This is a genomic window from Acidovorax sp. FG48, assembly GCF_057809085.1.
This window is the reverse complement of sequence record NZ_JBMDJH010000010.1, coordinates 77,320-100,709: the sequence shown is the minus strand read 5'-3', so window position 1 is coordinate 100,709 and position 23,390 is coordinate 77,320. Positions and strand designations below refer to the sequence as shown.

21 protein-coding genes are annotated in these 23,390 nt (G+C 66.9%); 10 read left to right on the top strand and 11 right to left on the bottom strand.

The window, feature by feature from the left end; translation table 11 throughout:
- Positions 1-18 precede the first annotated feature (18 nt).
- The gene (gene ocd / locus ACODSU_RS15475) at positions 19-1,083 is read right to left on the bottom strand and encodes an ornithine cyclodeaminase (RefSeq protein WP_488842969.1); all 1,065 of its coding nucleotides are present in this window, start codon (positions 1,081-1,083) and stop codon (positions 19-21) included.
- A 200-nt stretch (positions 1,084-1,283) separates the two neighbouring features.
- Between ocd and ACODSU_RS15470 the strand changes: the two genes are divergently transcribed.
- Entirely contained in the window at positions 1,284-2,204 is a 921-nt protein-coding gene (locus ACODSU_RS15470) for a hydroxymethylglutaryl-CoA lyase (protein WP_488842967.1), read from the top strand.
- Between the two features lie 63 nt (positions 2,205-2,267).
- On the opposite strand, the gene ACODSU_RS15465 is transcribed toward ACODSU_RS15470, so the two are convergent.
- Entirely contained in the window at positions 2,268-2,522 is a 255-nt protein-coding gene (locus ACODSU_RS15465; RefSeq protein ID WP_488842965.1) for an acyl-CoA-binding protein, read from the bottom strand.
- A 147-nt stretch (positions 2,523-2,669) separates the two neighbouring features.
- Between ACODSU_RS15465 and ACODSU_RS15460 the strand changes: the two genes are divergently transcribed.
- Together ACODSU_RS15460 and ACODSU_RS15455 are read left to right on the top strand one after the other, a co-directional pair.
- Positions 2,670-4,304 (top strand): wax ester/triacylglycerol synthase family O-acyltransferase, encoded by a 1,635-nt coding sequence (locus ACODSU_RS15460; RefSeq protein WP_488842963.1) that lies wholly within the window; start codon positions 2,670-2,672, stop codon positions 4,302-4,304.
- Positions 4,301-4,894: a DUF922 domain-containing Zn-dependent protease gene (locus ACODSU_RS15455; protein ID WP_110961638.1), complete on the top strand. Its 594-nt coding sequence runs from the start codon at positions 4,301-4,303 to the stop codon at positions 4,892-4,894. Before ACODSU_RS15460 ends, ACODSU_RS15455 begins: the two co-directional genes overlap by 4 nt.
- A gap of 27 nt (positions 4,895-4,921) precedes the next feature.
- Here the strand turns inward: ACODSU_RS15455 and ACODSU_RS15450 are convergent, their stop codons facing one another.
- Positions 4,922-5,530: a TetR/AcrR family transcriptional regulator gene (locus ACODSU_RS15450; protein WP_488842961.1), complete on the bottom strand. Its 609-nt coding sequence runs from the start codon at positions 5,528-5,530 to the stop codon at positions 4,922-4,924.
- Between the two features lie 89 nt (positions 5,531-5,619).
- Between ACODSU_RS15450 and ACODSU_RS15445 the strand changes: the two genes are divergently transcribed.
- Positions 5,620-6,087 (top strand): nuclear transport factor 2 family protein, encoded by a 468-nt coding sequence (locus ACODSU_RS15445; RefSeq protein WP_209816413.1) that lies wholly within the window; start codon positions 5,620-5,622, stop codon positions 6,085-6,087.
- Between the two features lie 33 nt (positions 6,088-6,120).
- Here ACODSU_RS15445 and ACODSU_RS15440 read toward each other — a convergent pair whose 3' ends face one another.
- Positions 6,121-7,068, bottom strand: a complete 948-nt coding sequence (locus ACODSU_RS15440) for a LysR family transcriptional regulator (RefSeq protein WP_488842958.1) — start codon at positions 7,066-7,068, stop codon at positions 6,121-6,123.
- Positions 7,069-7,187: 119 nt separating this feature from the next.
- On the opposite strand from ACODSU_RS15440, the gene ACODSU_RS15435 reads away from it, so the two are divergent.
- The 4 genes from ACODSU_RS15435 to ACODSU_RS15420 all read left to right on the top strand — a co-directional run bounded on the left by ACODSU_RS15435 (position 7,188) and on the right by ACODSU_RS15420 (position 11,076).
- Entirely contained in the window at positions 7,188-8,126 is a 939-nt protein-coding gene (locus ACODSU_RS15435) for a dihydrodipicolinate synthase family protein (RefSeq protein WP_488842956.1), read from the top strand.
- A gap of 80 nt (positions 8,127-8,206) precedes the next feature.
- Positions 8,207-9,169, top strand: a complete 963-nt coding sequence (locus ACODSU_RS15430) for a Bug family tripartite tricarboxylate transporter substrate binding protein (protein ID WP_476016279.1) — start codon at positions 8,207-8,209, stop codon at positions 9,167-9,169.
- Positions 9,159-9,857, top strand: a complete 699-nt coding sequence (locus ACODSU_RS15425; protein WP_476016280.1) for an SDR family NAD(P)-dependent oxidoreductase — start codon at positions 9,159-9,161, stop codon at positions 9,855-9,857. The genes ACODSU_RS15430 and ACODSU_RS15425 overlap by 11 nt, the downstream gene beginning before the upstream one ends.
- A gap of 52 nt (positions 9,858-9,909) precedes the next feature.
- Positions 9,910-11,076, top strand: coding sequence for a mandelate racemase/muconate lactonizing enzyme family protein (locus ACODSU_RS15420; protein ID WP_476016281.1), 1,167 nt, complete (start codon positions 9,910-9,912; stop codon positions 11,074-11,076).
- 67 nt (positions 11,077-11,143) lie between these two features.
- Here ACODSU_RS15420 and ACODSU_RS15415 read toward each other — a convergent pair whose 3' ends face one another.
- The 4 genes from ACODSU_RS15415 to ACODSU_RS15400 all read right to left on the bottom strand — a co-directional run bounded on the left by ACODSU_RS15415 (position 11,144) and on the right by ACODSU_RS15400 (position 16,603).
- On the bottom strand, positions 11,144-12,778 hold the full coding sequence (locus ACODSU_RS15415) for a tannase/feruloyl esterase family alpha/beta hydrolase (protein WP_488842953.1): 1,635 nt from the start codon (positions 12,776-12,778) through the stop codon (positions 11,144-11,146).
- A 187-nt stretch (positions 12,779-12,965) separates the two neighbouring features.
- Positions 12,966-13,988 (bottom strand): helix-turn-helix transcriptional regulator, encoded by a 1,023-nt coding sequence (locus ACODSU_RS15410; protein ID WP_488842951.1) that lies wholly within the window; start codon positions 13,986-13,988, stop codon positions 12,966-12,968.
- A 204-nt stretch (positions 13,989-14,192) separates the two neighbouring features.
- A complete protein-coding gene (locus tag ACODSU_RS15405; protein WP_488842949.1) occupies positions 14,193-15,290 on the bottom strand; it encodes a M14 family metallopeptidase in 1,098 nt (365 codons plus the stop codon).
- 101 nt (positions 15,291-15,391) lie between these two features.
- A complete protein-coding gene (locus tag ACODSU_RS15400; protein ID WP_488842947.1) occupies positions 15,392-16,603 on the bottom strand; it encodes a M20 aminoacylase family protein in 1,212 nt (403 codons plus the stop codon).
- A gap of 77 nt (positions 16,604-16,680) precedes the next feature.
- Here ACODSU_RS15400 and argE point away from each other — a divergent pair, with 77 nt between their 5' ends.
- Complete coding sequence (gene argE / locus ACODSU_RS15395) at positions 16,681-17,838, top strand: acetylornithine deacetylase (RefSeq protein WP_056745734.1); 1,158 nt, start codon at positions 16,681-16,683, stop codon at positions 17,836-17,838.
- A gap of 46 nt (positions 17,839-17,884) precedes the next feature.
- Here argE and ACODSU_RS15390 read toward each other — a convergent pair whose 3' ends face one another.
- Complete coding sequence (locus ACODSU_RS15390) at positions 17,885-19,033, bottom strand: ABC transporter substrate-binding protein (protein WP_488842945.1); 1,149 nt, start codon at positions 19,031-19,033, stop codon at positions 17,885-17,887.
- A gap of 136 nt (positions 19,034-19,169) precedes the next feature.
- Here ACODSU_RS15390 and ACODSU_RS15385 point away from each other — a divergent pair, with 136 nt between their 5' ends.
- Entirely contained in the window at positions 19,170-21,290 is a 2,121-nt protein-coding gene (locus ACODSU_RS15385; RefSeq protein WP_488842943.1) for a molybdopterin-containing oxidoreductase family protein, read from the top strand.
- Positions 21,291-21,436: 146 nt separating this feature from the next.
- Here the strand turns inward: ACODSU_RS15385 and ACODSU_RS15380 are convergent, their stop codons facing one another.
- Together ACODSU_RS15380 and ACODSU_RS15375 are read right to left on the bottom strand one after the other, a co-directional pair.
- Positions 21,437-22,117 carry a type 1 glutamine amidotransferase domain-containing protein gene (locus tag ACODSU_RS15380; RefSeq protein ID WP_476016288.1) on the bottom strand — a complete coding sequence of 227 codons (681 nt, stop codon included), beginning with the start codon at positions 22,115-22,117 and terminating at the stop codon, positions 21,437-21,439.
- A gap of 141 nt (positions 22,118-22,258) precedes the next feature.
- The gene (locus tag ACODSU_RS15375) at positions 22,259-23,335 is read right to left on the bottom strand and encodes an alpha/beta hydrolase family protein (protein WP_488842940.1); all 1,077 of its coding nucleotides are present in this window, start codon (positions 23,333-23,335) and stop codon (positions 22,259-22,261) included.
- Positions 23,336-23,390: the final 55 nt, after the last annotated feature.

The window sequence follows — 23,390 nt, the reverse complement described above, 5'->3', positions numbered from 1 at the left end:
GCGGGGGCCTGGCTAGCGTCATGCCACAGCGCGCAGCAGTGGATTGTGCGTGCGCAGCAGCCCAAACAGGTTCTTCGGGTCGGGCAGCTGGGGGATGAGTTCGATGGGCTGGCCCATGCCCAGCTCGGCCGCCGCGTCGCGCAAGAAGCGCAGCGCAGAAAAGTCCTCCAGCGCAAAGCCCACGGAGTCGAACACCGTCACCGCCGCATCGCTCGCGCGCCCGCCGTGTTGGCCCGCCAGCACCTCCCACAGCTCGGTCACTGCAAAGTCAGGCGGCAGTTGCTGGATGTCGCCTTCGATGCGAGTCTGCGGCGCGTATTCCACAAACACCTGGGCCTGGCGCAGCACGTCGGCGTGCAGCTCGGTCTTGCCGGGGCAGTCGCCGCCCACCGCGTTGATGTGCATGCCGGGCGCCAGCAGGTCGGGCGTGAGGATGGTGGCGTTGGTTTTGTCGGCCGTCACCGTGGTCACGATGTCGGCGCCGCGCACGGCCTCGGCCGTGCTGGTGCAGGCCACGGGGCGCAGGCCCACCGTGCCTTGCAGGTTGGCCTGCAGCTTGGCCGTTGCAGCCGGATCGGTGTCGAATAAACGCAGGGAGTCGATACCCAGCAGATGGTGAAAGGCCAGCGCCTGGAACTCGCTCTGTGCACCGTTGCCAATCAGCGCCATGGTGCGGGCACCGGGGCGGGCCAAGGCCCGTGCGGCCACGGCCGACATGGCGGCGGTGCGCAGCGCGGTGGTGAGCGTGAGTTCGCTCAACAGCAGCGGCGCGCCCGTGGACACATCGGCCAGCACGCCAAACGCCATCACCGTAGGCAGGCCCCAGCGCGTGTTCTTGGGGTGGCCGTTGACGTACTTGAATGCATAGGTCTGCCCATCTGCAATGGGCATGAGTTCGATCACGCCGTCGCGCGAGTGGCTGGCTACCCGTGCGGATTTGTCGAAGGCGCCCCAGCGCAAGAAGTCATCATGGATGTAGTCGGAGATGCCGCGCAGACAGGCCTCGATGCCCTTGCGCTGCACCAGCGCGATCACATCAGGGGCGCTGAGGTACAGGGTGGAAAAGTGCTGGGGGGTAGCCATGGTGTGGGTCTCCGGGTGCCGATGTATGCGTGTGCAGCCAGTGTCCCGAAGCGCAAAAACAATGGGAATCGCCCAAACTGCCGCCTATTGCAGGGCGGTTTGCCGGTATGCCAGCCAAAATTGCCACTTTGCTCAAAAGCCCAGGGCTGCGTTTGGCGCAGCCCACGCGCTATCCTCTGCCGCTTGATTTGCCCCGCACCATGACGTCCCCAGAAATCCTCATCAGCGAAGTCGGCCCGCGCGACGGCCTGCAGTCCGTCCAGGCCACCATGCCCACCACCCACAAGCTGCGCTGGATCGACGCGCTGGTGGCGGCGGGCCTGCGGGAGATCGAGGTCGGCTCGTTCGTGCCCGCCCGCCTGCTACCCCAGATGGCCGATGTGGCCGAGGTGGTGCGCCACGCGCTCACCCACCCCGGCATCACCGTGATGGCGCTGGCGCCCAACCTGCGTGGGGCCGAAGCCGCGCTGGCGGCGGGCGTGCACAAGGTCACGCTGCCGGTGTCGGCCAGCGCCGCCCATTCACTGGCCAACGTGCGCAAGACGCGCGAGGCCATGGTCGAAGAGGTGCGCGCCGTGGCACAGCTGCGCGACGCGCAGGCGCCTGGCGTGCTGGTGGAGGTGGGGCTGTCCACCGCCTTTGGCTGCACGCTGCAAGGCGCGGTGCCCGAGGACGATGTGATCTGGCTCGCCGGCCTGTGTGCGGAGGCGGGCGCCGATGAGGTGGGCTTGTCGGACACCACCGGCATGGCCAACCCGGCCCAGGTGCGCCGCCTGTTCACGCGTTTGCGCGCCGAGCTGGGTGCAAAGGCCGGGGCGGCCCACATGCACAACACCCGAGGCCTGGGCCTGGCCAACTGCCTGGCGGCCTACGACGTGGGGGTGCGCACCTTTGATGCGTCGCTGGGCGGGCTGGGCGGTTGCCCCTATGCGCCGGGCGCGTCGGGCAATGTGGTGACCGAAGACCTGGTGTTCATGTTTGAGGCCATGGGCATCGCCACGGGGGTGGACCTGGAGCGCCTGATGGCCGCGCGCGCGCCGCTGCAGGCGGGGCTGCCGGGCGAGCCCATTTACGGCATGACGCCGGAGGCGGGGCTGCCTAAGGGGTGGACCAAGGCATAGCCCCGGGGCAACCAAAGAAAAAGGCGACCTTGGTCGCCTTTTTCTTTGGTGAGACCCGCCGTATCAGCTCAGCGAGGTGATCAGGTCCACATACTGCTGCTTGGCCTCGTCGGAGCCCGTGCCCTTGAGCTTTTCCCAGGCGTCCCACTTGGCACGGCCCACCATGTCGGAGAAGCTGGGCTTCTTCTCGGCGTTGTCGCCAGCGGTGGCCTGCTTGTACAGCGCGTAGATCTTGAGCAGCGTGGCGTTGTCGGGGCGCTCGCTCAGGTTCTTGGAATTGGCCACAGCGGCTTCGAAGGTGGCGTTCAGGTCGGCCATGTCGGTGCTCCTTGGGTTTGTATGGGGGAGGGAAAGAACGGTGTCGGCAAGGGTTTGCTGCGTTGTATCTTACGGGCTGAGCATGGCCTGGGGCCGCTCAATCCATAGAGGCAAGCCCCCAAAAATCAAACAATAGGTGTACATCTGATGGTGACCCGCATTCCTGCCCCCCGCAAAGCCGCACCCGGCCACAGCACAAGCCCCCTGCGCACCCTGCGCGACCAAGGGCCTGAGGTGGCGCGCAAGGCGGCCCAGGCCCTGCCCCCCGCCGCCCGCAAAGCCGCCACCGTGGTTCAGAAGAACGTGCGCCGCGCGGCCACCGGCATGCTGGGCCTGTCGGGCGAGCGCATGAGCAAGGTCGATACCGCCTGGCTGCGCATGGACTCGCACAGCAACCTGATGATGATCAACGGCGTGTGGACCCTATCGCCCGGCATCACCTGGGAGGCGCTGTGCGAACGCGTGCAGCAGCGCCTGCTGCAGTACCCGCGCTTTCGCCAGCGGGTGGTGGAAGACGCGGCGGGCGCCACCTGGGTGGAGGACCGCAACTTCGACATCGCTGCGCACGTGCTGCGCGAAAAGCTGCCTCACCGCAAAGGCCACAGCATGCAGCGTGCGCTGCAAGACCGCGTGGGTGAACTAGCCATGCAGCCGCTCGATACCCGCCGCCCGCTGTGGCAGATGCACCTGATCGAAGACTTTGTGGGCGACGACGGCACCCAAGGCAGCGCGCTCATCGTGCGGATCCACCACTGCATTGCCGACGGCATTGCCCTCATCTCGGTGACCATGTCGCTGGTGGATGGCGGCTCGGAGCCCCCCAAGCGCAAGGCGCGAACAGGCAAGGAAGCCGCCACCACCGAGGACTGGATTGCGGATGCCCTGATCAAGCCCTTCACTGGCCTCACCGTGAAGGCGCTGGACCTGGCAGGCGACAGCGCAGCCAAGTCGTTGCAAATGCTGGGCGATCCGGAGAAGGCCATGCAGCACGGGCTCTCGGGCACGGCCGACATGGCCCGCGTGGCCTACCAGCTCGTCAGCGATGCGGCCGCGCTGGCGCTCATGCCCGACGACTCGCCTACCCGCCTGAAGGGCCAGCCCGGTAGCGCCAAACGCGTGGCCTGGTGCCCACCGATCCCGCTCGAAGAAGTCAAGGCCATCGGCAAGGCGCTCAACTGCTCCATCAACGATGTGCTGCTGTCCTGCGTGGCGGGCGCCATCGGCGGCTACCTGCGCAGCCAGGGCGATGACCCCACGGGCCAGGAGATCCGCGCCATGATCCCCGTGAACCTGCGCCCCATGGAAGAGGCCTGGAAGCTGGGCAACCGCTTTGGCCTGGTGCCGCTGGTGCTGCCGATTGGCGTGGCCAACCCCATCGAGCGCGTGTACGAAGTGCGCAAGCGCATGAACGCGCTCAAGGGCAGCACCCAGCCCATCCTGGCGTTTGCGATGCTGGCGGTGGCGGGGCTGATGATCAAGCCCGCGCAAGACGCACTGCTCAACCTGTTTGGCCGCAAGACCACGGCCGTGATGACCAACGTGCCCGGCCCCAAGGAGCAGCTCACGCTGTGCGGATCGCGCGTCACGCAGTGCATGTTCTGGGTGCCGCAGTCGGGCGACATTGGCCTGGGGGTCTCCATCCTGAGCTACGGTGGTGGCGTGCAGTTTGGCGTGATCACCGACACCACCTTGTGCCCCGAGCCGCAGCAGATCATCGACGCGTTTGCACCCGAGTTTGACCAGTTGTCGCTGCTTACGCTGATGCTGCCGTGGGGCGAATGACTGGCTTGGCACCCCTGCCGCTCCGCGCCTGGGCACGCCGGGCGTGTGCAATCGCTTGGCTGCTGGGCGCCTGCGGCGTACACGCGGAGGTGCAGGAAGAAAACACCCAGCGACCCTACGTGGTGCGCGCCCAGCCGGGTGAGAGCCTGCGCGCGGCCCTGCATGCCGCCACCCCCATTGCGGTGGGTGGGCAGCGCTTTCATGGCTATACCCGCTGGAACGTGCGCTGGACCTTCCGTTGGTGGCGCGAAGCCTCGGGCCGCTGCGCGATCACCGAGGTCACCACCCGGTTGCACACCGAGGTGCAACTGCCCGAACTGCAAGCCGCAAGCCCCGAGCAACAAGCGGCTTTTGACCGGTACCTTCGGGCCCTGTCCGACCACGAGCAGGGCCATGTGCAGATCGGCCGCGATGCCGCGCAAGCCATCGACCAGGGCATCCGGCAGATGCCTGCAGCGTCCGATTGCGCCACGTTGGAGCGCGAGGCCAATGCCCTGGGCCACCGGCTGCTGCAGGACCATGTGGCACGCGAAAAGCAATACGACCAGCGCACCCGCCACGGTGCCACACAAGGCGCGCGGCTGGACTGATCGCACAGGCGGAGGCCAGCAGCGGCCTTAGCGCTTGCGTTGTAGAGGCGCTGCCAGCAGCCCATCCGTCAGGCGGGACACCGCGGCCACCACCTCGGCCACGGGCTCGCCCATCTGCACGCGCACGATGGCCCCCTCCACCACCAGGGTGAGTGCCTGTGCAATCTGCCCGCGTTGGGCCGACGCAGGCAGCAAGCCCGCCAGCAACGCCGTCATGTCGCGCTTGTGGCGCTGTGCAATCGCCAGCACCTCGGGCACGGTGTCTCCCAGTTCGCTCACGCTGTTGATGAAGGCGCAGCCCCGAAAGTGCTGGCTGCCCAACCATTCCGCCAGGGCAGGCGCCAAGGCCCGCGTGGGGTCGGTGCCTGCGGGCAACGCGTGCGCATGCCGCTGCAGCGCATCGCCAAACCAGGCCATCCAGCCGGTGTGCCGGTACTCCAGGTACGCGCAGATCAGGTCGTTCTTGCTCGGGAAATGCCGGTAGAAGGTCACCTTCGTCACGCCGGACTCCGCGATCACGCGGTCGATGCCCGTGGCACGGATGCCGTCCCGGTAGAACAGCGCATGGGCCGTATGCAGCAGGCGGTCTCGGGCGGGCAAGTCTTGCCAGCCAGGAGGGAGTGGATCAAAGGTCATTTGCTCATTGTAGACAAACCTGTCTACATGGCTTTATGATGGCGAGTAGACAGATCTGTCTACATCAACCATTCACCTTCGAGGTCCCCATGGAAACCCGCCCGCCTTTGCCCCCCTTTACACAACACACCGCCGTCCAGAAGGTGCGCCTGGCCGAAGACGGCTGGAACTCGCGCGACCCGGCTCGCGTAGCCCTGGCCTACACAGAAGACACACGCTGGCGCAACCGCGCCGAGTTCCCCGTGGGCCGCGACGCCGCCCGACAGCTGCTGGAGCGCAAGTGGGCGCGCGAACTGGACTACCGCCTCATCAAGGAGCTGTGGGCGTTCAGCGGCCACCGTATCGCCGTGCGGTTTGCCTACGAATGGCATGACGACGCAGGCCAGTGGTACCGCAGCTACGGCAACGAGAACTGGGAGTTCAACGACGATGGTCTGATGGCCGTGCGCCACGCCAGCATCAACGACCGCCCCATCCAGGCCGCAGACCGGCTGTTCTTCTGGCCCCTGGGGCGCCGGCCGGACGACCATCCGGGGCTGAGCGACCTGGGCCTTTGAGGATCGGCGGCCGCCCAGGGGACCGGCAAGCGCTCAGGGCTGCGACGCCACCTGCGCCAATGCCAGTTCCCACAACGACTCTGCCACCGGCGACATCTCGGCGCGCTGGCGGTACAGGCGGATCTGCACCGGAACGTTCCAGTCGGCGCCCCCAGCGGCCACCAGCGTGCCGGTGCGCAGCTCGTCGGCAATCAGGCTTTCGGGCAGCCAGGCCACACCCCGCCCTTCCTGGGCCAGGGTCTTGAGCAACACCGCGTGGTGCGCGGTGAACACCACCGCCACCGGGCCGTCAGCGCCTTCGGCAAACACCCCGCGCATGCGGGCCCGCATGATACGGCCCAGCCCCGACGCCTCGCTGTAGGCCAGCACGGGCACCGGGGCCGGCTGGCCCAGCGCGTGCAGCGGCTGGCCTGCAGCGTCCCCCGGCTGGGGCGCACTGACGGGCAGCAACCGGTCGTCCGCCAGGCGGCACATGGGGTACTGCGCCTCGTCCAGGCGTCCCGGCACCTCGTCATGGCCATGGCACAGCACAAACTGCACACGGCGCTGCAGCATCAGGTCTTCGCAGGCCTGGGAGCTGTCCGACATGGTCTGGATGGGCCCCAGCCGCAGTCGTGCCTCCATGCCCACCAGCCAGCGCGGAAAGAACGTGAGCGAGAGTACATGCGTGGCCGCAAAGCGCAGACTGGCAGCGGCCAGGTCATGCGCAGCGCGGGCCTTGATGCGTGCGGCCTCCAGGTTGGCGAGGATGGTCTCCAGCAGCGGCAGAAAGCGCTGACCCGCCGCCGTGAGCGCCGCAGGGTGGGCACTGCGGTCGAACAGCTCCACGCCCACCCAGTCTTCCAGGGCGCGGATATGGCGGCTGAAGGCGGGTTGGGCAATGGCACGGGCCTCCGCCGCGCGCGAGAAATTGCCCGTCTCGGCCAGGGCGAGGAAATCCTCCAGCCATTCCAGGTCCAGGGGTCGGTTGCCGGGTCCCATGTGTCTCCGCGATGGATCGGTAGATAGTTGTATGCGATTCGAGTATTGGACCGCTGGCACCGGGTGGGAAATGATCCACCCCGTTGTTCACCAGCTTTTCCCAACGGAGACAAGAAAGCATGCCTGCCATCTCGAATTATCGCGGGATCATCCCCGCCATCTCGTGCCCCTTCACCCCCGACCACCGCATCGACGAGCCCGCGCTGCGCAAGCTCGCGTCCTGGCTGGCGGGCCACGACGGTGTGGTGGCCATCATGACCAACGGCCACACCGGCGAGGTGTTCTCCCTCACACCGGCTGAACGCGCCGAGGTCACCCGCATCGTGGCCGACGAACTCAAGGGGCGCATGCCTGTCATTTCGTCCATCGTCTGCGAAGGCCTGGCCGACGCGGCCGACCATGCCCGTGCTGCCGTCGAGGCTGGTGCCGTAGCGCTGGACGTGATGCCCCCGCACCACTGGCTGCGCTTTGGCTTCACGCCGGGCCATGCACTGCAGTACTTCGAGGCCATCCACCAGGCCGCGCCCAACGCCGACCTGGTCTGCCATGTCTACCCCGCCTGGACGCGCGCTTCGTACTCCTCGCAGCTGCTGGCCGACCTGGCGAAGCTGCCCTACCTGCAGGCCTTCAAGGTGGGCCAGCGCGACATGAACAAGTACGCCCGCGACATCCAGGCGATCCGCGAGGCCGATGCCTCCAAGGCCATCCTGACCTGTCACGACGAATACCTGCTGGCCTCGATGGTGCAGGGCGTGGACGGCGCGCTGGTGGGCTTTGCCACCTTCATCCCACAGCTCATCATCGATTTGTGGAATGCGGTGAAGGCCGGCGATCTGAAAAAGGCCATGGAAGTGCAGGCCGTCATCACGCCGCTGAAAGACGCGGTGTACGGCGGCGGCGAGCCCACCGGCGAGGCCCACGCCCGCATGAAGGGCGGCATGTACCTGGCGGGTGTGATTGACGACGCCACCGTGCGCCCGCCGACCGAGGCGCCGAATGCCAAGGAAGTCGAAGCCCTGCGCGCTGCGGTGAAGCAGGCCGGCTTGCTCAAGCGCTGAGCGCCCCCGGCGAGGCCGGGAGATTTGGAGTCCCCCGCGCCTGACTGCACACAAGAAAACCGACAAGGAGACAAGACACCATGCAACGCCAACATTTCCTCCGCGCCGCCGTGGGTGCGTTCACCCTCGCGATGGCGGCCGGCAGCTTTGCGCAGGCCTACCCCACCAAGCCCATCCGGATGATCATCCCCTTCCCGCCGGGCGGCACGCTCGACACCGTGGGACGCCAGCTCGCGCTAAAGCTGGGCGAGCAGATGGGCCAGAACTTCATCGTCGAGAACAAGCCTGGCGGCAATGGGGTGATTGGCGGCGATGTGGTGGCCAAGGCCCCGGCCGACGGCTACACGCTGCTGTTCAACGCATCCACCTTCACCACCGCGCCCATGACCATGAAGTCCGTGCCCTATGGCGTGGTCAAGGACTTCACGCCCGTGGCGCTGGTGGCCAAGGCACCGCTGTCGGTGGCCATCAACAAGAACCTGCCGGTCACCGACATCAAGTCACTGATGGCTTACGCCAAGGCAAACCCCGGCAAGATGACCTTTGCCGTGGGCTCCATCGGCTCGGCTGGGCACCTGTCCACCGAGCTGCTCAAGCGCGCGGGCAACCTCGACTACCTGATCGTGCCGTACAAGGGCACGGCGCCGGCTTTCCAGGACCTGATCGGCGGGCAGATCGACGGCTTCATCGACCCCATCCTCGGCTCGCTGCAGTACCACAAGAGCGGCATGCTGCGCGTAGTGGCTGTCACCTCCGCCCAGCGCGCGGCCAGCCTGCCGGACGTGCCCACGGTGGGCGAGACGATTCCGGGCTATGAGTTCTACAGCTGGTATGGCCTGTGGGGCCCGGCCAAGCTGCCCGCAGACATCACGCAGCGGCTGAACACCGAGGTGAACAAGGCCCTGGCCGAAATGACGCCCAAGCTCAAAGAGCAAGGGCTGCTGACCACGCCGGGCAGCGTGGAGGACTTCGCCAAGTTCCAGCGCAGCGACATGGAGCGGTCCCAGAAGATCGTGACCGAGGGGAACATCCGTGTCGAGTAGTGCCCGCCACGCGGTCGTCACCGGTGCCAGCAGCGGCATCGGCCGCAGCATTGCCGAGTCACTGCTGGCGGGCGGCTGGCGCGTGAGCGGCCTGGACGTTGCCCAGCCATCCATCGTCCATCCATCGTTCATCCACGTGCCGGTCAATCTTGCCGACGGCGCTGACATTGCCCGCGTATCCACAGCGCTGCCCAACGTGGATGCGCTGGTCCACGCGGCGGGTGTGCTGCGCGTCGGGCCGCTGGGCCAGCTCGACCATGCGGGCGGCGAACTGATGTGGCGCCTGCACGTGGACGCCGCCGCCCGCCTGGCCGACGCCATCGTGCCCGGCATGGCCCAGCGTGGCCAGGGGCGCGTGGTGTTCATCGGCAGCCGCGTGGCCCAGGGCATGGCCGGGCGCGGTCAATACGCCGCGACTAAGGCCGCGCTGATCGCGCTGGCGCGCAGCTGGGCGGCCGAGGTGGCTGCCCAGGGCGTGACGGTGAACGTGGTGTCGCCCGCAGCCACCGCCACCGGCATGCTGATCGACCCCGCGCGCCAGGGCAGCGCGCCGCGCCTGCCACCCATCGGCCGCCTGATCGAACCCGCCGAGATTGCCGCGCTGGTGGCATTTCTTCTGTCCGCTCCTGCTGCCGCCATCACGGGGCAGGACATCGCGATCTGCGGAGGCTCTTCGCTCGCCCGCTGATCCGGCCTCTTTATTCCGCCCTCTTTCCTCTTTGCCAACGAACGCGACCACCATGAAGATCGTCAACATCCTCGAATCGACTCGCCCCATCAAGTCGGACATCCGCAACGCCTACATCGACTTCTCGAAGATGACGCTGAGCCTCGTGGCCGTAGTCACTGACGTGATCCGCGATGGCAAGCCGGTGATCGGCTACGGCTTCAATTCCAACGGCCGCTACGGCCAGGGCGCGCTGATGCGCGACCGTTTCATCCCGCGCGTGCTGGAGGCCGAACCTGCCAGCCTGCTGGATGAGAACGGTGAGAACCTCGACCCGCACAAGGTCTGGGCCCGCATGATGATCAACGAGAAGCCCGGCGGCCACGGCGAGCGCTCGGTGGCCGTGGGCACCATCGACATGGCCGTGTGGGACGCCACAGCCAAGATTGCGGGCAAGCCGCTGTTTCAGCTGCTGGCCGAACGCTACGGCAACGGCACACCCAACCCGCGCGTGTTCGTCTACGCGGCCGGCGGCTACTACTACCCCGGCAAGGGGCTCGATGGCCTCAAGAAGGAAATGGAAAGCTACCTGGCGCGCGGCTATTCGGTGGTCAAGATGAAAATCGGCGGCGCCACGCTGGTAGAAGACTGCGAGCGCATCGAGTCCGTGCTCAAGATTCTGGGCCCGGGCCAGCAACTGGCGGTGGACGCCAATGGCCGCTTCGATCTGAAGACCGCCATCGAGTACGGCAAGGCCCTGTCGCAGTACCCGCTGTTCTGGTACGAAGAAGCCGGCGACCCGCTGGACTACGAGCTGCAGGCAAAGCTGGGCGAGGTCTACCAAGGCCCCATGGCCACGGGCGAGAACCTGTTCTCGATGCAAGACGCGCGCAACCTCATCCGCCACGGCGGCATGCACAAGGACCGCGACTGGCTGCAGTTTGACTGCGCGCTGAGCTACGGCCTGGTGGAGTACCTGCGCACGCTCGACATGCTCAAGGAATACGGCTGGTCCCCCAGCCGCTGCATCCCGCACGGCGGCCACCAGATGTCGCTGGCAATTGCCGCCGGCCTGGGTCTGGGCGGCAACGAGAGCTACCCCGACCTGTTCCAGCCTTACGGCGGCTTCCCCGATGGCGTGAAGGTGGACAACGGCTATGTCACGCTGCCGCCGCTGCCGGGCATCGGCTTTGAAGGCAAGTCGGACCTGATTGCGGAGATGCGCGCGCTGGCATCCTGATGGACGACGGGACGAAAAAAGGCACGCCCAGGGGCGTGCCTTTTTGCATCCACATCCAATGTGTTGCTCAGGTGGCTGAGCAGGTAAAGCTCTCTGCCTTGCTCGGGTCACCCGTGCCGTTGTAGCGCGGGAACTTGGGGTACTCGCACACCGGGCGCTGGGCCACGGGCGTGGTGGTGCCGGGCGCGAACTTGGTGGCGACCAGCTTGTCCGGGACCACGCCCTTTTCCACCCACGCGTCCATGGCGGCGAGCAGGTCGATGGAGCGCGGCTCGGTGCCCACGCCGTCCAGGTCATGCCCGTTGGAAGGCGAGGTGACCATGCGTGCAAAGGTCTGTACCTTGCTGGCGCCCAGGCGCTGTTTCACCGTGTCGAAGTATTCCGCCGTGCGGTACAGCGACACGCAGGTGTCGCCCAGGCCATACCAGATCAGCAGCTTGCCGCCGTTGTCGGCAAAGGCCGCAATGTCTGGGTCCGTGCCGTCGATCATCTCGGCCAGCCGGCTGTACTGCGCCTGGTACTGCGTGGGGTCGTGGGTCAGGATGTTGGCGTTGGGGTTGCCTTCCACCAGTCGCGCAGCTTCGGTCACGGCCATGTGGTTGAACGAGTCGGGCGTGTCAAAGCTGGTGCCGAACATGTACGACTGCCAGTCCGATGTGGACGCGCCGCCCCGGCCATAGCGCGGGTAGCCCACGGCGCCGCGCGACAGGGTCACGGGCGTCTTGTGGTCGCTGTAGATGAGGCGGATGGATTCGATCTGGCCGGCCGTGAGGCAGCTGTCGTTGTCCGCCCCCTGGCACAGCAGCTCGGTAGGCACGTAGTTGCACGCCTCGATGTTGCCGATGATGCCGTCCTTCAGGCCATCGAGGCCATCACACGCCGCCACCTCGGCCTTGGCATACAGCGCGATCTTGGCGGGGCTCATCCAGTTGTCGCGGCTCTTGAAGATGTGGCGCAGCACCGTGGGCCCCAGGTTGACCTTGTGCGCCTGCTGGCTGATGGCGGGCTCCATGGCCACCACGCCGTCGTAGTCCTTGGGGTACTTCTGCGTGGAGATGAGCCCCGACCGACCGCCGTTGGAATGGCCCATGTGGTAGCGCCGCACGGGGCGCTTGCCATAGAACTCGGTGGCGATCGTGGTACCCACCTCCAGCACGAAATGGTTGGCATCAAACGCGTGGTTGCGCAGCGCCACGTCGCTCTTGCCCCAGGCAAAGCCGCGGATCTGGTGGCCGGAGTCGGAGCTGATCTTCACGTACGGGTTGGCCGACGGGCCCACCAGCTGCTGGTACCACGGGTCGTCGGTGGGGATGAAGCCGTCAAAGCCGCCACCGCCAATGGTCAGCGTCTTGCCGTTCCACTGCGCAAGCGTGGGAAGCTCCACCGCCCAGTTGATGGTGGACTCAGGCGAGGAGACGATCTGCCCGCGCACGATGCAGGCATCGGGCAAGGTGGCGTCGGCCTTGCGCAGCTCGGTGCGGGTGACCTTGGCGCCGTGGGGGAGCGCGGCAGAGGTGTACGCGGCGCAGGCTTCGGCCAGGGGTTTGCTGGCCAGTGGGGGGGTGGCGTCGCTGCTGCCGCCGCAGGCGGTCAGGGCCAACGTGGCCACGGCGCCCAGGGTGCCGGCGGCGGTCCATCGCCCTGCGCGTGCCAGGGCGTGGCGCCGAGGTGCCGCAGAGAGGGAGTGGGGATGGGGGAACATGCGAGGGTCTCCTGTTATGACGGTTCTTCAGGAGCCCAGGCCGGGCGACGGTGTGGCCCGCACCGGTGTCTGGACTCCGGTGCGGACGATAGGAAAAGGCGGCGCGGTTGCAGCCTCTGCAAATGCAGAGGGAGCGGGAAACTACCGAGCGCCGCAGGGTCCACCTGCGGCCACCCGCCACCGCGCGCTACTGGTGGCGCAGCGCGGCCACCAACTCCAGCTTGTTGCTCACGCCCAGCGCGGCATAGGCCGTGCGCAGGTAGGTGCGCACCGTGGCGGGGGTGAGGCCCAGCGTGGCCGCGATGTCCTTGTGCGAGCGGCCCTGGGCGTACAGCATGGCGGCGCTCAGCTCGCGCGGTGCCAGCGCCTGCTTGTGCTGGCGCGAGGCCAGGCTGACCGCCACCAGCGGCCCACAGGGCTCCAGCCGCAGGCGGCAGGCCTTGCCCACCGACAGGGTGCAGGGCGCACCCGCCAGCGCCTGCGCCACCGCCGGTGGCAGGTGGGTGCCGTTCCAGCCGGGGCAGGCCTCGCCCAGCGCCCGGCTGATGCGCAGCCCGGCAAACAGCAGCTCGCCCGACGGCCGGGCCAGGGCAAAGCGGTCCCACGGGCGGCCGGGGGTGTCGCTCTGCAGGCGCAGCAGCCGGTGGTGCCACTGCTGCAACAGGTGCAGGACGAATTCGCCGAACAGCACGGTCTCGCCGTCCGAAAACTCCGGCCGCGTCGGCGAGCGGTAGATAGAGACAAAAAACATCAGCCCACTGTGCGGCAGCTCGGCCGTGAGGGCCATGCAGTGGTGCAGGCCGTGGCGCTGGCTGAAAGCCGCAACGTCTGGGTGCTCGGGCACAGTGCCCACCACGTCACGCTCGCGGATCACCACCCCCAGCTGCTGCATGGACTGCAACCCAAACTCATCGACGGCCGCCAGCGCATTCCACTCCTCGGCAAAACTGCGGCTCAGGCCCATGCTGCCGTGCAGCCAGTTGCGGGGCGCCACCTGCACATCGCCCGCCGAGACTTCGCCCCACCAGGCGGAATCAAAAGGCACCAGGCCTTGCAAGGTCTGCATGGCCTGGTGCAACAAGTCCTGTGGGGCTACCTGCTGGGCCTGTTCAGCCAGCTTGAGCAGGCTGCGGCTGAGCGCGCGCAGTGGATCGACGTGCTGCGCCTGCACTGCCACATGTGTCACATGTGCCACGCTGGGCGTCCTCATGGGCCAGGGTGTTCTGCTGCGTGCGGGATGGGGAGTGTGCGGGGGCGTGGCGCCATGTGGTCTCCTGGTTTTTGGGAACGATGGTAGCCGCCATGCGCCAGCGGCTCCCTCGTAAAAACCAGGCCCCATGGACCTGAAATACTATATTTTTTATAGCTATTTGCGCTTGCTGGATAAGCGCCAGGGGCATTTTTTACCAAATATTCAAGAAACCAGGCCATCCACCGCCTGGAACATCGACTGCCGTGCCTGGCTGATGATCTGGCCCTTCCACACGTCCGTGTCGGTGTAGAAGGCTGCCAGCATTTGCGCCTTGATCTGGGCCGCCTTGTCAGCCGGAGTTTCGGGGTGCAGATGGAGCCATTGCTCGGCACGGATGGCGTTCATCACGTCGAGCACGGGCACCGTGCCGTACTCCATGGCAATGCCGGTGTACTCGGCATGGGGGCACTCGTCGTAGATCGAGGTCCACATCAGGCCGGTGAGGAAGGCCGAGGTGGACGAGCCGTCGTAGATCGACGTGACCGGCGTGGCGCCGCCGCCGTCCCACCAGGCGCGTGCGCGGGCCACGGCCACAGCGTCGTCATTGCCGGCATAAATGCGCTCGCCATGGCCGCTGGGGCCCAGGCCGGTGTGCAGGTCAATCCAGGCGATCTTGGAAGCTGCGGCACCGTGCTGGCGCAGCACCTGGCGCAGCGTGCGGTTGCTCCAGGTGGGCTCGGTGCCACCAAAGAACACACCCTGCGGAAACTCGTGCTGGCCCTGCGAGATGGCGGCCTGCCACGCGGCCTCGCCCTTGGTGGCGATGTACTCGGCCACCGCCGCCTGGTTCTCTGGGCCGGGGGGCCATTGCTCGGGCAGCAGCAGGGGCTGCACCTCGCGGTAGGCCGTGTTCACGGGCAGGGGCTTGCTGAAGTCCTGGAAGTTGCGGTTCAGGTCCACGTTCTCGTGCGTGAAGCGGCGCACATGCGAGAAGCCATAGGGGTTGAGCGCATGGATGTAGAGCGTGGCCACCCCCGCATCGCGGGCCTTGGCGCGCCACTCGGCGTCGTGCAGCGCAAACACCTGCACGCCGCTGCCGCAGTAGCCCTCGACGCCGTGGCAGGCGCTGCTCACGATGAGCAGCTTCTTCGCATCGGCCGGACCTTCACGCACCACGTCCATCGCCAGGTCTTCGCCGTCGCGGCCCTTGAGCGGGTGGGCGTGCGATTCGATGGGCAGGCCGGCGGCTGCGGCGGCCTCCAGAAACTTGGTGCGCGCCTGGGCATAGCTGGGCGAGAAGGCTTCAACGATTCCGGTCATGGGCAGGGCTTTCAGGAGTCAGTGGGGAGACAAAAAGAAAACCCGGGCACGCGCGCTGCGCGCGCCCGGGTGGAGGAGGATCAACGCCGCTGCAAGCTGCTTCAGGCCGCTTTGGCAGGCTGGGCCAGCCATTCCTCGGCCAGCTTGACCCAGTAGGTCGCGCCCAGCGGGATCAGGTCGTCGTTGAAGTCATAGCTGGGGTTGTGCAGCATGCAGGGACCTCCGCCGTGGCCCATCTCGCGGTGGGCACCGTCGCCGTTGGCGATGAAGCAGTACGCACCGGGCTTGGCCTGCAGCATGTAGGCAAAGTCTTCGGCGCCCATGGTGGGCTCCTGGACCACCACCCGCTCTTCGCCCACGATGCCGATCATGACCTTGCGGGCAAATTCGGCCTCGGCGGGGGAGTTGACGGTGGGCGGGTAGTTGCGCACGAACTCGAACTCGCAGGTGGCATCGTGCGCAGCACAGTGGTTCTCGGCGATCTGGCGCATGCGCTTTTCGATGAGGTCCGTCACCTCGGTGGTGAAGGTGCGCACCGTGCCCTGCAGCTCGACGCTGTCGGGCACCACGTTGGTGGCCTCGCCTGCATGGATCATGGTGACCGAGATCACGCCCGCGTCCACGGGCTTCTTGTTGCGGCTGATGATGGTCTGGAAGGTCTGCACGATGCCGCAGGCAATCGGCACCGGGTCGATACCGGTGTGCGGTAGCGCCGCATGGCCGCCCTTGCCACGAATGGTGATCTTGAACTCGCTGGTCGACGCCATCACCGGGCCGGGGCTCACTGCAAAGGTGCCCACGGGCATGCCGGGCCAGTTGTGCATGCCGTACACGGCCTCCATGGGGAACTGCTCGAACAGGCCGTCCTCGATCATCACGCGGGCACCGCCGCCGCCTTCTTCGGCCGGCTGGAAGATCAGGTACACGGTGCCGTCAAAGTTGCGGTGCTTGGCAAAGTGCTGAGCCGCCGCCAGCAGCATGGCCACGTGACCGTCGTGACCGCAGGCGTGCATCTTGCCCTGGTGTTTGCTGGCGTGGGCGAAGGTGTTGAACTCCTGCATGGGCAGGGCGTCCATGTCGGCGCGCAGACCGATGGCGCGGCCGTTGGCGCCCCCATCGCGCCCCTTGACGATGCCCACCACGCCCGTCTTGCCCAGTCCCCGGTGGATGGGAATGCCCCACTCGGTGAGCTTTTGCGCCACCACGTCGGCGGTGCGCACCTCTTCGAAGCACAGCTCGGGGTGGGCGTGAATGTCCCGGCGCACCGCTGCAATACTGGCCGCCTGGGTGACGATGGAGTCAATAACGTTCATGATATGTGTCCTTACGATCTCACAGTCTAGCCCGACAGCAACACACGTGCCAACCCGGGTTATTCGCTAGCCACTCCATGATTTCTGCCCACGCCCTCGAACTTGCGCAAACCCTGGTGCGCATGAACACCGTCAGCCATAACTCCAATCTGGAGCTGATCCATTTCATCCGCGACCACCTGGCCAAGCTGGGCGTGAAAAGCCGCCTGACCTTCAACGACGACAAGACCAAGGCCAACCTGTTCGCCACCCTGGGCGAGGGCAAGCCGGCGGGCGTGATCCTTTCGGGCCATACCGACACGGTGCCGTGGGATGGACAGGACTGGACCATGGACCCGCTGAGTGCCCTGGTCAAGGACGGCAACCTGTACGGGCGCGGCAGTGCCGACATGAAGGCCTTCATTGGCATTGCCGTGTCGCACGCAGAGCAGTTCCTGAACAGCGACGCGCCTTTTGCGGTCCATCTGGCGTTCAGCTACGAAGAAGAGATCGGCTGCTTTGGCGTGAAGGAACTCATCGCCGACCTGCGCGACGCGAACATCAAGCCCCTGGCCTGCATCGTGGGCGAGCCCACCAGCATGATCCCCGCCATCGCGCACAAGGGTGTGTACCGCTACAAGTGCTGCGTGCGCGGCAAGGAGGCGCATTCCTCCCTCACGCCGCATTCGGTCAACGCCATCGAGATGGCCGCCCGTGTGGTGGGCCGGGTGCGCGACATGGCGGAAGACTTTGAAAAGAACGAGCCCCGCTTCGAGGGCTTCGACGTGCCCTTCTCCACCAGCAGCGTGGGCCAGTTCCACGGCGGCATTGCCGACAACGTGGTGCCGCGCGACGCCGAGTTCCGCTACGAGTTCCGCGACCTGCCCACGGCCAACGCCGCGCAGATGCAGTCTGAAGTGGTGGCCTACGCCAAATCGCTGGAGCCTGCGATGAAGAAGGTGGCGCCTGCCGCGGGCTTTGAGTTCGAGACCATCTGCGAGATCCCGAGCTTCCTGGGCAGCAAGGACGATCCGGTGACGCGCCTGGCGCAGGAGCTGTCGGGCGAAAAAGGCACCACCCTGGTGGCCTTTGGCACCGAGGCGGGCCTGTTCAAGAACGCAGGCATCTCCACCGTGGTGTGCGGCCCTGGCAGCATCCAGCAGGCCCACCAGCCGGATGAGTATGTGAGTCTGGAGCAGTTGGGCCGCTGCGAAGCGTTCATGCAGGGGCTGGCGCGCACGCGCACGCTGGGCTGATCGCTTCAGGGCTGCGGGGCCTGCGCGTGCCCCCGCCCAACAGAGATCAAGTCCTGACCCGGCCGTCCCCGGTCAGCATCGACATCTCGACAAACTTCGACGCCGCATGGCTGGTGGCGCTGAACGACACCGGAAAGCCCGAGATCACCTGGTTGCCGATGGACTCGGTGCCGGTGATAAAGCTATCGCGCGTGATCTTGCCGTTGGCCTGGGCCTGGCGCAGCCCTTCGGCGAAGACGCGGGCGGCCAGGTAGCCCTCCATGCTGGAGTAGTTGGGCTGCACCTTGTCGCCGCCCTTCTTGATGGCCTCCAGAAACTCGCGCGTGATCTGGCGCGAGGGCTGGTAGGGCGATGGCACCACCTGCGACACCACCACGCCCGCACCGTCCTTGCCTAGCTCGTCGGCCAGCGCCTGCGTGCCCACAAACGATACGTTGTAGAACGTGCCGCCAAAACCCGCCTTGCGCGCCGCGCGCACAAAAGCAGCGCTGCCGGCGTAGGCGGCAATCTGCACCACCGCATCGGGCGTGGCGGGCACCAGCTTGTCCACGGCCGCTTTCACGTCGGTGGAATTGCGCTCCACGGTGGCGGTCGCCACGGGGGCCAGCTTCAGTTCGGCCAGCGCACGGGTCACGCCGTCAAGGCCGGCCTTACCGTAGGCGTCGTTCTGGTAGAACACCGCAATCTTCTTGAGCCCCAGGTTGGTGAGCTGGCGCACGATGAGCGCGGTTTCGTCGTAGTAGGACGCGCGCACATGGAAGATCAGCCGGTTGAACGGCTGGCGCAGCGCCTCAGCGCCGGTGAAGGGGCCAAAAAACGGCACCTTCTCTTTGGTGAACAGCGGCAGCGCGGCCAGGCTGGTGGGGGTGCCGATGTAGCCAAACAGGGCAAACACCTCGTCGGCAATCAGCTTGCGGGTGTTCTCGGCGCAGCGGTCGGGCTCGTAGCCGTCGTCCATGGTGCGGATCTCCACCATGCGCTTGCCCACGCCGCCCTGGGCGTTGAGCTGGTCAAAAAAGAGTTTGGCACCCTGGTTGAACTGCACGCCCAGCTGGGCCGCCGGCCCGGTGAAGGCCGCCGACTGCCCCAGCACGATGCGCCCCTCGCCCTGCGCACGCGCCAAGCCGAACCCGCCCAGCGCCACGGCCCCCATGCCCACCGAAAACTGCCTGCGCCCCAATACTGTCTGGTTCATGGTGAAATCTCTGCTCTTGTAAGAAGAAAGAAGGGGCATCCCCCTCTGCACTGCCGGTAGGCAGCCCCGTGGAAACAGGGGCCCATATGCACGCCTGTTCCAACCCTGACAGCCAGTTTAACGATCCAGCCCCCGAATGCCCACGCCTTCTGACGCTAAATCCCCTCCATCGGCACTGATTCAGGTGCGCGGCGCCTGCCCTCACGACTGCCCCGACACCTGCGCCCTGCTCACCACCGTGGACGAACATGGCGTGGCCACCCGCGTGCAGGGCAACCCCGACCACCGCCACACCGACGGCGCGCTGTGCGCCAAGGTGAGCAAGTACACCGAGCGCAGCTACCACCCTGAGCGCGTGCTCACGCCACTCAAGCGCATCGGCCCCAAAGGCAGCGGCCAGTTCGCCCCCGCGACCTGGGACGAAGCCCTGGCTGACATTGCCCAGCGCCTGCAATCCATCGCTGCGCGCGCGCCCGAGGCCGTCCTGCCCTACAGCTACGCGGGCACCATGGGCATGGTGCAGGGCGAGAGCATGGACCGCCGCTTCTTCCACAAGCTGGGTGCCTCGCAGCTCGACCGCACCATCTGCGCGTCGGCCGGAGCCGAAGCGCTGGTGCAGACCCTGGGCGGCAAGGTGGGCATGAAGGTGGAGTTTTTTGCCGAGTCGCAGCTCATCCTCATCTGGGGTAGCAACTCCATCGGCAGCAACCTGCATTTCTGGCGCTACGCGCAACAGGCCAAGCGCAATGGCGCCAAGCTGGTGTGCATCGACCCGCGCAAAAGCGAGACGGCTGACAAGTGCCACGAGCACATTCAGCTACGCCCCGGCACCGACGCCGCGCTGGCCCTGGCGCTGATGCACGAGCTGATCGTCCATGACTGGCTGGACCACGATTACATCGCCCGCCACACGCTCGGCTGGGAGCAACTGCGCGAGCGTGCCCTGCAGTGGCCGCCCGAGCGCGCGGCAGAGGTGTGCGGCATTCCGCAGGAGCAGATCCGCCAGCTCGCCCAGGACTACGGCACGACGAAGCCCGCCGCCATCCGCCTGAACTACGGCATGCAGCGTGTGCGCGGCGGCGGCAATGCGGTGCGCGCCGTGGCCTGCCTGCCTGCGCTCACCGGCGCGTGGCGTCACCGCGCGGGTGGCGTCCTGCTGTCCAGCTCGGGCCAGTTCCCCGCGCAGCGCGGCGTGCTGCAGCGGCCCGACCTGATGCCCGCCAAGACGCCGCGCACCATCAACATGTCCACCATTGGCGACGACCTGCTGCGCGAGGCCTCGCCCACGTTCGGCCCGAAGGTCGAGGCCATCGTGGTCTACAACAGCAACCCCGTGGCCGTGGCGCCGGACTCCAGCAAGGTGGTGCAGGGCTTTGCGCGCGAGGATTTGTTCACCGTGGTGCTGGAGCATTTCAAAACCGACACGGCCGACTACGCCGACTACATCCTGCCCGCCACCACGCAGCTGGAGCACTGGGACATCCACCTGAGCTACGGCCACACCGACGTGCTGCTCAACCGCCCCGCCATTGCGCCGCAGGGCCAGGCGCGCAGCAATGCGCAGATCTTCCGCGACCTGGCCGCGCGCATGGGCTTCACCGAGCCGTGTTTTGCAGATAGCGACGAGGCGCTGTGCCGCCAGGCCTTTGGCGACGCCGTGGACTACGCACTGCTCGAAAGCCAGGGCTTTGCCACGCTGGCGCTGCCCGATGCGCCGTTTGCCGAGGGCAATTTCCCCTCGCCTTCGGGCAAGTGCGAGTTCTACAGCGCCCGCCTGGCCGCGCAGGGCTTGGACGGCCTGCCCGACCACCTGCCCAACTACGAGCTGCAGGGCACGAACGCGCGCTATCCGCTGGCGATGATCTCGCCACCAGCACGCAACTTCTTGAACTCCACGTTCGTCAACGTGACAAGCTTGCGCAATATTGAGGGCCGGCCCCTCCTGGAAATCCACCCCGACGACGCCGAAGCGCGCGGCATTGCCAACGACGCCGTGGTGCGCGTGTTCAACGATCGGGGCAGCTACCTGTGCCACGCCACCGTGTCGCGCCGCGCGCGGCCGGGCGTGGTCAATGGCCTGGGCATCTGGTGGCGCAAGCTGGGGCTAAACGGCACCAACGTGAACGAGGTGACCAGCCAGGCGCTGACCGACCTGGGCCGTGCGCCGACGTTTTACGACTGCCTGGTGGAGGTGGAGGCAGCAAGCGCCGCCGATGCCGGCATGGATGCCGGGGCCCGCGCCAGCACCACGGCCTGAGGGTGGCTTGAGATGCTCGGCTTGCTATCCATTTAATAGCTGCCAGCACAATATCTACTAGCGCTTGCAGCCATTTTGGTCCTTAACCTGCGCAAACACCCGTTCTGCGCAGGATCTGCGGCCATGCAGGGCTCCTTCGCGGTCCGTTACCCCAACAGCTTCAGCAACGCGTGTGCGCCCTGCTCGGACGATGCCGGGTTCTGCCCCGTGATCAGTGTGTCATCGGTCAGCACATAGGGCGCCCAGTCAGGCCCTTTGGAATACACGCCGCCATTGGCCTTGAGCATGTCTTCCACCAGGAAGGGCACGATCTGGGTCAACTGCACCGCGTCCTCTTCGCTGTTGGTAAACCCCGTGACCTTTTTGCCCTTGACCAGCGGCGAGCCGTCGGGCGCCTTGGTGTGGCGCAGCACGCCCGGTGCGTGGCACACCAGCGCCAGCGGCTTGCCTGCGGCAAAGGTCTTTTCGATGAGGGCGATGGACTGCGCATCTTCCGCCAGGTCCCACAGCGGGCCGTGGCCGCCGGGATAGAACACGGCATCAAAGTCCCCGGCCTTCACGCTGGACAAAGGCACGGTGCTGGCCAGTTGCTTTTGCGCTTCGGCATCGGCCTTGAAGCGGCGCGTGGCGTCGGTCTGGGCGTTTTCGTCGTCGCTCTTGGGGTCCAGCGGCGGCTGGCCGCCGTGGGGCGATGCCAGGGTGATCTGCGCGCCTGCGTCTTTGAACACGTAGTACGGGGCCGCAAACTCTTCCAGCCAGAAGCCCGTCTTTTTGCCGGTATCGCCCAGTTGGTCGTGGGACGTGAGAACCATGAGGATGTGTGCCATGGAGGTCGCTTTCTGTAGGGGGTAGATCGGAAAACCAAACCACCACCGTAGCAGCCGTCGCGCATCTTGTCCCGCTATGCGGGCAGGTTTGCGGCATTGGCTTACAACGCGGCGCGGCCGTGCGTGCCACGCCTTCGCCCTTCAACGCAGCTGCCGGTCCAGAAACTCCGCTACCTCGTTCTCCAGCGTGGCGTGGTAGGCCACGCGATCAAAGCCCTCGGGGTTGGCGGCAGCGTCTCCCGCCTCAGATGCCAGCGGCCAGACGGACTGGGCCATGAAGGCAAAGTGGCCCGCGCCCGGCACCGTGCTGGCCTGTGCAGCATGCAAATTCGCCGCCACATAGCCGCCGTGGTACTTGCCCGTGAGCACGGCATCGCGCTCGGCCACCATGAGCCGCACGGGCACGCTGATGGCCTTCAGGCTGCCCGGCGTGAACACCACGGCCATGGGTGCCATGGCCACCACGGCACGGATGCGGGGGTCTGCCACGGAGACCAGCGGACCATCCTGCGCGGCGGCGGGGACCTGCGCGGACGCTGCAGCAGCCGGTGCGGCCTGAACAGACTGGGCACGGCTTGGGAGCTTGCCCAGGCTGCAAAAGCCGGGGTCGTCCGACACGCTGCGGCAGTGCTGCGCCGCACGGGCGGGCTCGGCCTGGGCACCGGCCAGTGCCAGCACGGTATAGCCACCCGCCGAGTGGCCCACGGCGCCAATGCGCCCGGCCGGTATACGGGGGCCCCATTCAGGGCTGGCCAGCAGGGCATCCAACACGCGGCTCACCTGGCGGGGGCGTTCGCTGAAGTACCGGCCGGAGGTGATCATCGACCGGTCTTCCCAGTTGTCACCCGGGTGGCGCAGCGCCGCCACCAGATAGCCGTCGGCCGCCAGGCGCGTGGCCAGGTTGTGGTGGCCCAGTTCATGGCCGCCGGTGCCGTGCGAGATAAGGATCAGGCCCTTGAGGGGCACGGCCGCCACCGGTGCGCCCGGGGTGACCACGGGCCGCCACGGGCCCATGGGCTGGGTGCGCGCCACCACCGGCGTGGGGTAGAACAGGGCCACGGTCACCGGCTCGGCGCCGGGGACCACCAGGGTGCGCAGCCCGGCGTATTGGGCCGATGCCGGCGTGGCCCAGGCCAGCAGTGCTACAAAAGCCGCCAGCAGCGGGGCACGGCCCGTGCGCCATGCAGAGCGGAGGGCCAAGAAGAGGATGAGGGTCACGGTGCGCCTTTCGTCAAATGCCACCCAGAGGGGCGGCTTGACGGCACTGTAGGTG

What these genes read in the sequence shown, in the direction of transcription:
- ACODSU_RS15455 (WP_110961638.1), top strand. Translation starts at nt 4,301, where the DNA reads ATGACTGGCTTGGCACCCCTGCCGCTCCGCGCCTGGGCACGCCGGGCG.
- ACODSU_RS15470 (WP_488842967.1), top strand. Translation starts at nt 1,284, where the DNA reads ATGACGTCCCCAGAAATCCTCATCAGCGAAGTCGGCCCGCGCGACGGC.
- ACODSU_RS15380 (WP_476016288.1), bottom strand. Translation starts at nt 22,117, where the DNA reads ATGGCACACATCCTCATGGTTCTCACGTCCCACGACCAACTGGGCGAT.
- ACODSU_RS15385 (WP_488842943.1), top strand. Translation starts at nt 19,170, where the DNA reads ATGCCCACGCCTTCTGACGCTAAATCCCCTCCATCGGCACTGATTCAG.
- ACODSU_RS15450 (WP_488842961.1), bottom strand. Translation starts at nt 5,530, where the DNA reads ATGACCTTTGATCCACTCCCTCCTGGCTGGCAAGACTTGCCCGCCCGA.
- ACODSU_RS15445 (WP_209816413.1), top strand. Translation starts at nt 5,620, where the DNA reads ATGGAAACCCGCCCGCCTTTGCCCCCCTTTACACAACACACCGCCGTC.
- ACODSU_RS15405 (WP_488842949.1), bottom strand. Translation starts at nt 15,290, where the DNA reads ATGACCGGAATCGTTGAAGCCTTCTCGCCCAGCTATGCCCAGGCGCGC.
- ACODSU_RS15460 (WP_488842963.1), top strand. Translation starts at nt 2,670, where the DNA reads ATGGTGACCCGCATTCCTGCCCCCCGCAAAGCCGCACCCGGCCACAGC.
- ACODSU_RS15390 (WP_488842945.1), bottom strand. Translation starts at nt 19,033, where the DNA reads ATGAACCAGACAGTATTGGGGCGCAGGCAGTTTTCGGTGGGCATGGGG.
- ACODSU_RS15420 (WP_476016281.1), top strand. Translation starts at nt 9,910, where the DNA reads ATGAAGATCGTCAACATCCTCGAATCGACTCGCCCCATCAAGTCGGAC.
- ACODSU_RS15440 (WP_488842958.1), bottom strand. Translation starts at nt 7,068, where the DNA reads ATGGGACCCGGCAACCGACCCCTGGACCTGGAATGGCTGGAGGATTTC.
- ocd (WP_488842969.1), bottom strand. Translation starts at nt 1,083, where the DNA reads ATGGCTACCCCCCAGCACTTTTCCACCCTGTACCTCAGCGCCCCTGAT.
- argE (WP_056745734.1), top strand. Translation starts at nt 16,681, where the DNA reads ATGATTTCTGCCCACGCCCTCGAACTTGCGCAAACCCTGGTGCGCATG.
- ACODSU_RS15410 (WP_488842951.1), bottom strand. Translation starts at nt 13,988, where the DNA reads ATGAGGACGCCCAGCGTGGCACATGTGACACATGTGGCAGTGCAGGCG.
- ACODSU_RS15400 (WP_488842947.1), bottom strand. Translation starts at nt 16,603, where the DNA reads ATGAACGTTATTGACTCCATCGTCACCCAGGCGGCCAGTATTGCAGCG.
- ACODSU_RS15435 (WP_488842956.1), top strand. Translation starts at nt 7,188, where the DNA reads ATGCCTGCCATCTCGAATTATCGCGGGATCATCCCCGCCATCTCGTGC.
- ACODSU_RS15465 (WP_488842965.1), bottom strand. Translation starts at nt 2,522, where the DNA reads ATGGCCGACCTGAACGCCACCTTCGAAGCCGCTGTGGCCAATTCCAAG.
- ACODSU_RS15415 (WP_488842953.1), bottom strand. Translation starts at nt 12,778, where the DNA reads ATGTTCCCCCATCCCCACTCCCTCTCTGCGGCACCTCGGCGCCACGCC.
- ACODSU_RS15430 (WP_476016279.1), top strand. Translation starts at nt 8,207, where the DNA reads ATGCAACGCCAACATTTCCTCCGCGCCGCCGTGGGTGCGTTCACCCTC.